This is a genomic window from Streptomyces palmae (assembly GCF_004684805.1).
GTDB classification, from domain to species: domain Bacteria; phylum Actinomycetota; class Actinomycetes; order Streptomycetales; family Streptomycetaceae; genus Streptomyces; species Streptomyces palmae.
In genome coordinates this window covers 1-9,566 of record NZ_SRID01000275.1, presented here as the reverse complement: position 1 = coordinate 9,566, position 9,566 = coordinate 1, and the positions used below count along the sequence as shown (strand labels likewise).

Genomic DNA, 9,566 nt, shown 5'->3' with positions numbered 1-9,566 from the left:
GGCTGGGCGGGGCGCCGGGGATGGGCCGCAGCGACTGGTCCACCGGGGTGGAGAGCCGGGGCATCGAGTCCAGCAGCCCCCAGGTGTACGGGTGCCGGGGCGAGCTGAGCACCTCGCGGACGGTGCCGCGTTCCACGGCCCGTCCGGCGTACATCACCAGCAGCTCGTCGGCGGTGTTGGCGACCACGCCCAGGTCGTGGGTGATCAGGACGATGGCCGAGCCGTACTCCTGCTGGAGTTCGCCCAGCAGGTCCAGGATCTGCGCCTGCACCGTCACGTCCAGCGCGGTGGTCGGCTCGTCGGCGATCAGCAGGTCGGGGTTGCAGACCAGGGCCATGGCGATCATCACGCGCTGCCGCATGCCGCCGGAGAACTGGTGCGGGTAGTCGTCCACCCGCCGCCCGGGGTTGGGGATGCCGACCTTGGCGAGCATCTCGACGGCGCGCTGCCGGGCCTGCCGCCGGGTGGCGCCGGTGTGCTTGCGGTACGGCTCGGCGATCTGCCGGCCCACCGTGTAGTAGGGGGAGAGGGCGGTGAGCGAGTCCTGGAAGATCATCGCCATGGTGTTGCCGCGCAGCCGCTCCAGGGTGCGCTCGGGGGCGCCGGTGAGCTCCTGCCCGGCCAGCCGGACGCTGCCCCGTACGGTGGTGTTGCGGGGGTCGTGCAGACCCAGCACGGCGAGGTTGGTCACGGACTTGCCGGAGCCGGACTCGCCGACGATACCCAGGGTGCGCCCGCGCATCAGGTCGAAGGAGAGCCCGTCGACGGCCTTGACGGTGCCGTCCTCGGTGGCGAAGTGGACCTCCAGGTCGCGGACCGACAGAAAGGCCTCGCCGTCGGTGGCGGCCGGCGGCTCGCCCTCGGGAGTGGTCAGGGTGGTCACGGGTCGTACTCCTAGGCCAGGCGCACGCGCGGGTCGATGACGGCGTACAGCGCGTCCACGATGATGTTGGCGATCACGATCGCGGTGCAGCTGAAGAGCATCACGCCCATCAGCATCGGCAGGTCCTTCTGGGTCACCGAGTCCACGGCCAGCCGGCCCAGGCCGTGCAGGGTGAAGGTGAACTCGGTGACCATGGCGCCGCCGAACAGCGAACCCATGTCGATGCCCACCAGGGTGACGATCGGTGCGATCGCGCCGCGCCAGGCGTACCGGAAGAAGACCGTGCGGTGGGACATGCCCTTGGCGCGGGCGGTGCGGACATGGTCCTCGTCCAGTTGCTCGATCATCAGGGAGCGGGTCATTCGGCTGTAGTTGGCGATGAAGATGATCGACAGCACCAGCCAGGGCAGCAGCATGCCGCTGAACCACCCGACCGGGTCCTGGGTGACCGGCACGTACTCCGGGCGGTCCAGTACGCCCCAGGAGTCGACCAGCAGCCACAGCGCGATGGTGCCGACGAAGTAGATCTGCATCGAGTTGCCGACCAGCGACAGGGAGCTGAGGAACTTGTCGGCGAAGGTGCCCCGCCGGGCCGCGGCGATCATGCCGATGGAGACCCCGACGACCAGGAAGACCACGGTGCCGCCGACGGCCAGGGAGAGCGTGGTCGGGTAGCGGTCGAGGATGGTCTCCCACACCGGCTGGTCGTTGCGGAAGGAGTAGCCCAGACAGGGCGCCGAGCAGTGGCCGATGTCGAAGTCGCGGCCGGCGAAGATGCCGACGAGGTAGTGCCAGTACTGCACCGGGACCGGATCGTCCAGCCCCAGGTTGTGGTTGATGATCCTGATGGCGTCCGGGTCGCAGTTCTTGCCGCAGGCCAGCTGGGCCGGCTCGGAGGGCACCGCGAAGAACAGGAAGAACGTGATCGCGCTGATCAGCAGGATGATGACCATCGCGCCGAGACTGCGGCGTACGAGGAATCTGAGCATGGCGTCGCGGATCTTCCGGTACAGGCGCCGGTAAGGCGGCCGGGACGGATCGGACAGGCGGTCCCGCCCGCGCCGCACGGGAGCGGACGGGACCGGGTGGCGCCGCCGCGCTCGTCGCGCGGGCGGAGCCGGGCGGGCGATGCCGGGTGAGCGGGGCCGCGCGGGCGGGGCCGGGTGGCGCTGCCCCGCACACCGCGCGGGCGGCCGCTACTTGACGTAGGCGTCGCTCGGGTCGGCGGAGCCGTAGACGGAGTGGTACTTCACCCCGCCGATGCCCGAACCCCAGATGGACCACAGCCGGTTGTAGAAGATCGGTACGGCGGGGACGTCCTCGGTGAGGATCCGGTCGGCCAGCGTGACCCACTCGGCGGAGGCCTGCTTCACGTCCGTGATCTTGTTGATCCGGTCGATGTCCCGGTCCACCGCCGTGTTCCGCAGGTGCCAGTAGTTCTGGCTGCCGTCGGAGAGGACGCGGCTGTCGAACAGCGGCGGGACCACGGTCGAGGCCACCGGCCAGTCGGCGCCCCAGGAGGCCCGGTAGATGTCGAAGGTGTTGTCCACCTTGGAGATCTCGGTGGCGTAGTTGTTGGAGTCGATCTCCTTCTTCTGCACCGTGAAGCCGGCCTTCCGCAGGGCCTTGGTGACCACCACGGAGACGTTCTGGTACTCGGTGGTGTTGGGGTAGGCGTAGACGATCTCCTGCCCCTCCTTGCCCGCTTCCTTCAGCAGCTTCCGCGCGGTGTCGGTGTCACCGGCCGGGAACTTCTTCTTGCCGAAGGGGTCGGTGTCCTTCCAGCCGGCGGCCGAGGGCGCGAGCAGGTTGCCCGCCACCTGGCCGGCCCTGGCCCCACCGAACTGGCCAAGGATCTGCCCGTTGGGCATGGCGTACGCGAGGGCCTGCCGGACCTTCTTGTCCTTGATCCGGTCCATGTTGATGGCCATGTAGTCCACGTACGGCTGGATCTCGTTGAAGGTGCGGCTCTTGGTCGAGGCGTCCTTGAGCACCGAGGGGCCGGTCTCCAGGGTCACCGCGTTGCTGAAGGACATGCCCTGCCTGTCGCTGCCCCGATCGGCCAGCAGCCGCCGGCTGGAGTCCGGCTCCTGAACCCCGAAGCTGATGTCGTAGCGGTCCGGGTACTGGTGCCGCACCGCGTCCGTCTTGGGGTCCCACTGGTCGTTGCGGACCAGGGTCAGCGACTTGCCCGGCTTGAGGGTGCCGATCTTGTACGGGCCGGAGGAGACCGGATGGGAGTCGTACCGCTGCTGGGTGTCCTTGCCCGGGGCGGCGGGCACCGCACCGATGTTGGGCATGGCCACCGCGTACGGGGTGTCGGCGTGCGGCGCCTTGAAGTGGAAGACGATGGTCTTCTCGTCCGGGGTGTCCAGCACGCTCTTGGGCAGGTGCTTCCCCTTGTACGGGCCGTCCGGCAGCGCCTTGCGGAACGACTGCCCGTCACCCGACAGCCACTGGGGTATGTACTGCGGTCCGTCGTTGGCGAAGGAGGCGTAGAGCCGCTCCACGCTCTGCCGCACATCGGCCGAGGTGATCGGCGAGCCGTCCTCGAACTTCAACCCGTCCTTGAGGGTGTACGTCCAGGTGCGCCCGCCGTCCGAGGACTTGCCGGTGTCGGTGGCCAGGTCGCCCACCACGGTGACCCGGCCGTTGGCGCCCACCTTGTAGGTGGTCAGCGAGCGGTTGTACAGCAGCTGCACGGTGAGCGCGTCGGAGTAGTAGATCTGCGCCGGGTCCAGATGGTCGAAGGCGTCGCGCTGCAGCACGTTGATCGTGCCGCCCTTCTTGGCACCGGGCACCGGGGCGGCCGGGCCGGTGGAGTCGGCCGCGGTGCCCAGCGAGTAGTTCGAGGCCCGGTTCTTGTCGGTGGTCCGCTCCGGGCCGTCGTCCGAACCGCCTCCGCCGCCGCTGCTGCACGCGGAGAGGACCAGGGCACCGGCCGCCAGAGCCACGGCCCCCAGCCGGGTCCGGTGTCTGCGAGATGACGTCATGTCGTGTGCACCGCCTAGCGCTTGGTTTTTGGATCGAAGGCGTCCCGGACGGAGTCCCCCAGCAGGTTGAAGGCCACCACGAAGATCACCATGGCGATGCCGGGGAAGAACATGTAGGTGATGTCGTTCTGGTAGTGGCGGGCGCCGGTGGCGAACATCCGGCCCCAGTCCGGGGTGGGCTCCACGATGCCCACACCCAGGAAGGAGAGTCCCGCCTCGGTGGTCACGAAGGTCGGCAGCATCAACGTGGACTGCACCAGGATCGGCGTCCACAGGTTCGGCAGCAGCTCCTTGCGGATGATCCGCCAGGGCGAGGCCCCGGTGACCTTCGCCGCCTCGATGAACTCCCGCTCCCGCAGGCTGAGCACCTGACCGCGGAGCAGCCGGGCCAGCCCCATCCAGCCCAGCGCCCACATCACCGTGATCAGGGTGATCACCCGCAGCGCGGTGGGCGTCTCCTTCTCCGGGCTGACGAACAGCGCGTACACCACGGGGGTGAAGGCCACGAAGGACAACTGGGCGGGGAAGGCCAGCAGCAGATCGATGAAGCGGCTCAGCAGATAGTCGGTCCGGCCGCCCAGGTACCCCGCGGTGACCCCCACCACCACACCCGTGATCAGGCACAGCACGGTCACCGCGGTGGCGATCAGCAGCGAGGTGCGGATGCCGTACAGCAGCTGGGTGAAGACATCCCGGCCCAGCTGGGGTTCCACCCCGAACCAGAACTCGCCGTCGATGCCGCCGTTCGGCTTGACCGGGTAGAAGAACTCGTTGAGCAGCCCCGGCCGGTCGAGGCCGTAGGTGGTGTACGGATCCTTGCCGTACAGCCGGGAGATGAGCGGGGCCAGCAGCGCCAGCAGGAAGAACACGATCACCACGCAGGCGGAGACCATCCCGGTGCGGTCGCGCCGGAAGCGGCGCCACATCAACTGCCCGGGGGAGCGGCCGGCCAACGACCCCGCCTCGGCCGGCGCCGCCCCATCGATCGGATCCGCACCCCCCGGCGGGTCCGCGGTCTGGGAAGAGCTCTTCATCGCGTCGTGCCCCCCGTCTGTCTGCTTGAGCCAGATCCGGACTGCTCGGCCATGGATTGAGCGGACTGTGTCAATCGCGTGATCGCCCAGTCAAGGGGCGGGAAAGAGCGGATGGCGCCGTACCGGGAGTCTTGGGAGAAGGTTGGGAAGATCGAGTTTGCCGTGTGCTTGACAGCGGTCCGATGGCCACGGCATTGGCTGACAAACGGGCATCAACTGCCGCGTGTGCGAGGCGACTTGCTGATCGCGGAGCCGCTGTGCGGGCCGACCGGGCCCCGGGGCCCGTCGCCGCGGAGGTTCCGTCTGCCCGTCGGGGCGCGGCGCCGGTCCGGACCGGAAGCCCGCCATCTTCTTCGGTGCCGCGGGGTTTCCCGGGGTGCGACGGGGGATACCTACCGGCATGGGGCAGGGACAGATACTCACTCGCGGCACGCGGACCTTCGGCGCGCTGGTGTGCGCCGTGCTCGGACTGCTGTCGCTCGCCTGGATCATCCGGGACCTGGACGAGGCGAACGAGACCAGCAACCTCTGGTGGAGTTGGGCCATCGGGAGCTGGTCATGGCCGTCGGGGACCTGGGGCGGCGGCTTCGGCTCCGGGCTGGTCGACCTGGCGCTGCTGGTGCTGTGCCTGTTCACCGGGGTCACCGTGGTGCGCTCACCGTCCGCGGCGGGCGCGCTGGGCGCCCTGGGCGCGGTCGTCGTGCTGCTCCGGCTGCCGCTGCTGTGGACGATCCAGGCCGACTGGCTCGACGGGGCTCCCTTCCCCGACGGCTTCCGGACCCGGGCCACGCTCACCGGCTGGGCCGACGTACTGCTCGGGCTCGCACTGCTGGTCGCCGTCGCCGTGGGCCGGCGCCCCGCTCCGCCCGCCGGTCAGGGCCACACCACCGCGCCCGCCGGCTACGGCTACCCCGCTCCGCTCGCCGAACGGCCGCCCACCGTGCCGGCGCCGGGCCCGGGCGTCCTGGCGTCGCTCTTCTTCGCCGGCACCGCCGCCGCGATCGCCGGCTGGCAGATCTACTGGGCCCAGGAGCGGGACTGGGACGTCTACAAGGACAGGATCACCGGTGACCACGTGCTCGGCACCGTGCTCGCGCCGCCGCCCGCCTGGGCCGCCTGGGCGGTGGCCCTGCTCGCCCTCGCCGCCGCGGTCGCGGCCGGCAGGCGGACCGACTACGCCAGGCCGCTGGGCATGATCGTGGCCACCCTGATACTGGCCGACGGTATCGCCATCACCTCCTTCCTCTTCAAACTGAAGGTGGTCCAGCACTTTGACGAGCTGCCGTCGGAGGGGACGCTTTTCGTCCTCACCGCCTTCTTCTATGTGCTGGCCGGGTTGGTGGCACTGGTGGCGATGGCCCAGCGGGGGCTGCGGCCCGGCGAGGGGTGGCCCCGCCCTGGGGCACCGGGATACGGCGCCCCCGGCGGCTATGGGTACCCGGCCTCCCCGCTCGGCTACGGGCCCACCGGGCCGGGAGGCGGCAACCTGCCGCCGGGCACGCCCCCACCCCCGCCCATGCCGCCGTCGACCGGCAGCGGCTGGTAGCGGCCCGCCGACAGGGGACGGCCCCGTCCCCGGAAGGCGGCGGTCGGCGGACCCGCCGTTCGCCCCGCTGACGCGGAAGGCGCTCCGGACGCGTTCGGGTCCGTGCCGGCGGTCCCGACCGCCTTCCCCGCCGACCCGGCGGTGCCCCGGCGGGGCCGGGCCGCCGCACCGCCGCGGCCCGGCCCCGCCTCAGGCGCCGTGCTCCGTCACTCCACTCCCAGGGTCCGCTTGAGGAAGTCGACCTGGAGCCGGAGGAGGTTCTCCGCGACCTGCTCCTGCGGGGTCATATGGGTGACCCCGGACAGCGGCAGCACCTCGTGCGGGCGGCCCGCGGCCAGCAGCGCCGAGGACAGCCGCAGGGCGTGCGCCACCACCACGTTGTCGTCCGCCAGGCCGTGCACGATCATCATCGGCCGGGACGGCTCGGCGGGCCGGCTCAGACCCTCGTCGGTCACCAGGGAGTTGTCCGCGTAGACCGCCGGCCGCTCGTCCGGGTGGCCCAGGTACCGCTCCGTGTAGTGGGTGTCGTACAGCCGCCAGTCGGTGACCGGCGCGCCGACCACCGCCGCGTGGAAGACATCGGGCCGGCGCAGCACCGCCAGGCCCGCGAGGTAGCCGCCGTAGGACCATCCCCGGATGCCCACCCGGCCCAGGTCCAGCGGATGGTCCTCGGCCAACGCGTGCAGCGCCGCCACCTGGTCGTCCAGCGTCACCCCGGCGAAGTCGCCGCTGATGGCCTTCTCCCAGGCCGGGGACTGCCCGGGGGTGCCGCGCCCGTCGGCGACCACCACCGCGAAGCCCTGGTCGGCGAACCACTGCGAGGTGAGGTGCGCGTTGTGCGCGGCCACCACCCGCTGGCCGTGCGGCCCGCCGTACGGGTCCAGCAGCACCGGCAGCGGGCCGTCCTGCTCGCGGTAGCCGGTGGGCAGCAGCACCGCGCACGGGATCCGGTCCTTGCCCGCGCACACCAGCCGGGGCCGGGCGGTGACCACCGGGGTCTCGGCGTACGAGGTGATCCCGGCCAGCCAGGTCAGGCCCGGCTCGCCGAGGTCCGGGCGCACCACCTCCACGCTGGTGCCGGGGCGGTCCAGGGTGGCGCAGGAGTGCACCAGGACCGAGGCCCCCCGCACGGCGGAGTGCACCGCGGGGACCTCCTGGTCGAACAGCACCTCGCAGTCGGCGGGCTCGCTGTCCGAGGTCCCGGGGGCGGGCAGCGGCGCGCGGTGGACCAGGATCTCGCCCGGCCGCTCCCCGGCGCTGCCCGAGGAGGCGGAGAAGAGGACGTCGTGCTCGCCGATGTCCAGCACCGCGCGGACATGGAGGGTGTCGGGGGAGAGCCGCCGGTCGCCCGCCATCAGCACCCGGGCGGACCCGCCGGGGGTGTCCGCGATACGGACGAGCTGCCCGTTCGGACTCCAGGCCGGCACTCCCGGGAAAAGATCCAGCCACACCGGATCCTCCTCCAGCAGCAGGGTCTCGGTGCGCCCGGTCGCGGTGTCCACGGTCAGGTACGCCTGGCTGCGCTGGTCCCTGGCCTGCACCAGCAGTAGCGGCGGCCCGTAGGAGGACCAGTGCACCCGGGCCAGGTAGGGGAAGCGCTCCCGGTCCCAGGCCACCTCGGTGCGGGAGCCGTCCAGCCCCAGCAGCAGCAGCGTCACCTCCGCGTTGGGCGTACCGGCGGCCGGGTAGGCCACCTCGGCCGGCTGCCGTCCCGGGTGCGCCGGGTCGGCGATCCACCAGCGCCGCACCAGGGCGTCGTCCACCCGCGCGGCCAGCAGCGACTCCCCGTCCGGGGACCACCAAAAGCCCCGGGTCCGGTCCATCTCCTCGGCGGCGATGAACTCGGCGAGACCGTAACCGACGGTGTCGCCCTCCGGCTCGGCCAGCGCCCGGTCGCCGCCGCCGTCGGCGTCCACCACCCGCAGCGCGCCCTGGGCGACATAGGCCACCCGCTGCCCGTCGGGGGACGGCCGGGGGTCCACCACCGGCCCGGGGACGGGCAGTTCGCGGGCGGTGCCGGCGCGCAGCTCGGCCGTGAACAGCCGCCCGGAGAGGGCGAACGCCGCCAGCTCCACCGCGTCGTCCACGGCGTACGCCACCACGCCGGCGGAGCCCTCGCGGCTGCGCTCGCGCCGCGCCCGCTCCTCGGCGGGGAGCTCCTCGCCGGCGCCGCCGAGCAGCACCTCCGGGTCGGCGGCCGGGTACTCCCGCCCCTCGGCGAGGTCGTGGACCCACAGCAGATTGGCCAGATCCGTACCCGAACGGGAACGGAGGAAGACCACTCGCGCGTCATCGGGGGAGACGGTGAAAGCACGGGGGCTGCCGAGAGTGAAGCGCTGAGTGCGCGCATGCTGCCGTGGGAACGAGGACCGGCCTGTCGTCTGCGGTGTCATATGCCGAGACTACGGCCGGGTGCCGACCGGGAAGCGCGTCGCGAGCCGGCTCGGCGGGCTGCGCCGGGTGGTGGGTCGAGAGCCCAACTGGCAAGTGCCGAACAGGCATGCGCCCCTGTCATGCTCCCGTGCACCGAGTCATGCGCACGCGCCCAAAGTTATGATCCACTGCGCATAGTGGGTATGGCCCATGTGGCATCTATATGTTGACCGTCTAAGTCGCGTGCCTGGAGGTGAGCCGCTGTGGCAATCTCGATTTCGGCGGTAGTGCTGCTGCTGATCGTCGTCGCCTTGCTGGTCAAGAAAGCCGGGCTGAAGGGCGGGCACGCGGTCGTCTGTGTGCTGCTGGGCTTCTACCTGGCCAGCTCCCGGATGGCGCCCACCATCAGCGACCTGACGACCAACGTTGCGAACATGATCGCCGACGTCAAGCTGTAGACCTCCCGACTCCAGGCTTTCCCGGTACGCCGCGGGGCGCGGCGGGCTCGTAGGCTGTCTCCATGACCGCCCTTCCCACCCGCCGCCTGCTGCTGGTGCACGCACACCCCGACGACGAGTCGATCAACAACGGCGCCACGATGGCCAGATACGCCGCCGAGGGCGCCCACGTCACCCTGGTGACCTGCACCCTGGGCGAGGAGGGCGAGGTCATCCCGCCCGCGCTGGCACATCTGGCCTCCGATCGGGAGGGCGGGCTCGCTCGTATACACATCTGAC

At 71.2% G+C, this 9,566-nt stretch carries 7 protein-coding genes and 1 pseudogene; 3 read left to right on the top strand and 5 right to left on the bottom strand.

The genetic code is table 11. The features are described 5' to 3' along the window. The 4 genes from E4099_RS23605 to E4099_RS23590 form a co-directional block, all read right to left on the bottom strand. Nucleotides 1–883, bottom strand: an 883-nt coding sequence (locus E4099_RS23605; RefSeq protein ID WP_135341127.1) for an ABC transporter ATP-binding protein, incomplete at its 3' end; no start/stop codon positions are given. Nucleotides 884–894: 11 nt separating this feature from the next. Continuing rightward, nucleotides 895–1,872, bottom strand: a complete 978-nt coding sequence (locus E4099_RS23600) for an ABC transporter permease (protein WP_135341126.1) — start codon at nucleotides 1,870–1,872, stop codon at nucleotides 895–897. A 207-nt stretch (nucleotides 1,873–2,079) separates the two neighbouring features. Next, the gene (locus tag E4099_RS23595; protein WP_135341125.1) at nucleotides 2,080–3,876 is read right to left on the bottom strand and encodes an ABC transporter substrate-binding protein; all 1,797 of its coding nucleotides are present in this window, start codon (nucleotides 3,874–3,876) and stop codon (nucleotides 2,080–2,082) included. A 14-nt stretch (nucleotides 3,877–3,890) separates the two neighbouring features. Beyond that, on the bottom strand, nucleotides 3,891–4,910 hold the full coding sequence (locus E4099_RS23590; protein WP_245245117.1) for an ABC transporter permease: 1,020 nt from the start codon (nucleotides 4,908–4,910) through the stop codon (nucleotides 3,891–3,893). Between the two features lie 400 nt (nucleotides 4,911–5,310). On the opposite strand from E4099_RS23590, the gene E4099_RS23585 reads away from it, so the two are divergent. Continuing rightward, on the top strand, nucleotides 5,311–6,456 hold the full coding sequence (locus E4099_RS23585) for a hypothetical protein (protein ID WP_135341124.1): 1,146 nt from the start codon (nucleotides 5,311–5,313) through the stop codon (nucleotides 6,454–6,456). 206 nt (nucleotides 6,457–6,662) lie between these two features. Here the strand turns inward: E4099_RS23585 and E4099_RS23580 are convergent, their stop codons facing one another. Continuing rightward, nucleotides 6,663–8,849: a S9 family peptidase gene (locus E4099_RS23580; protein ID WP_135341123.1), complete on the bottom strand. Its 2,187-nt coding sequence runs from the start codon at nucleotides 8,847–8,849 to the stop codon at nucleotides 6,663–6,665. Nucleotides 8,850–9,092: 243 nt separating this feature from the next. Between E4099_RS23580 and E4099_RS23575 the strand changes: the two genes are divergently transcribed. Both E4099_RS23575 and E4099_RS23570 read left to right on the top strand, forming a co-directional pair. Then, entirely contained in the window at nucleotides 9,093–9,287 is a 195-nt protein-coding gene (locus tag E4099_RS23575) for a hypothetical protein (RefSeq protein WP_135341122.1), read from the top strand. A gap of 62 nt (nucleotides 9,288–9,349) precedes the next feature. Further along, nucleotides 9,350–9,547 (top strand): annotated as a pseudogene (locus E4099_RS23570) (PIG-L family deacetylase); the annotation flags it as partial. Nucleotides 9,548–9,566 lie beyond the last annotated feature (19 nt).

Coding starts and splice junctions, on each gene's coding strand:
- E4099_RS23600 (WP_135341126.1), bottom strand. CDS start 1,872: ATGCTCAGATTCCTCGTACGCCGCAGTCTCGGCGCGATGGTCATCATC.
- E4099_RS23580 (WP_135341123.1), bottom strand. CDS start 8,849: ATGACACCGCAGACGACAGGCCGGTCCTCGTTCCCACGGCAGCATGCG.
- E4099_RS23585 (WP_135341124.1), top strand. CDS start 5,311: ATGGGGCAGGGACAGATACTCACTCGCGGCACGCGGACCTTCGGCGCG.
- E4099_RS23590 (WP_245245117.1), bottom strand. CDS start 4,910: ATGAAGAGCTCTTCCCAGACCGCGGACCCGCCGGGGGGTGCGGATCCG.
- E4099_RS23595 (WP_135341125.1), bottom strand. CDS start 3,876: ATGACGTCATCTCGCAGACACCGGACCCGGCTGGGGGCCGTGGCTCTG.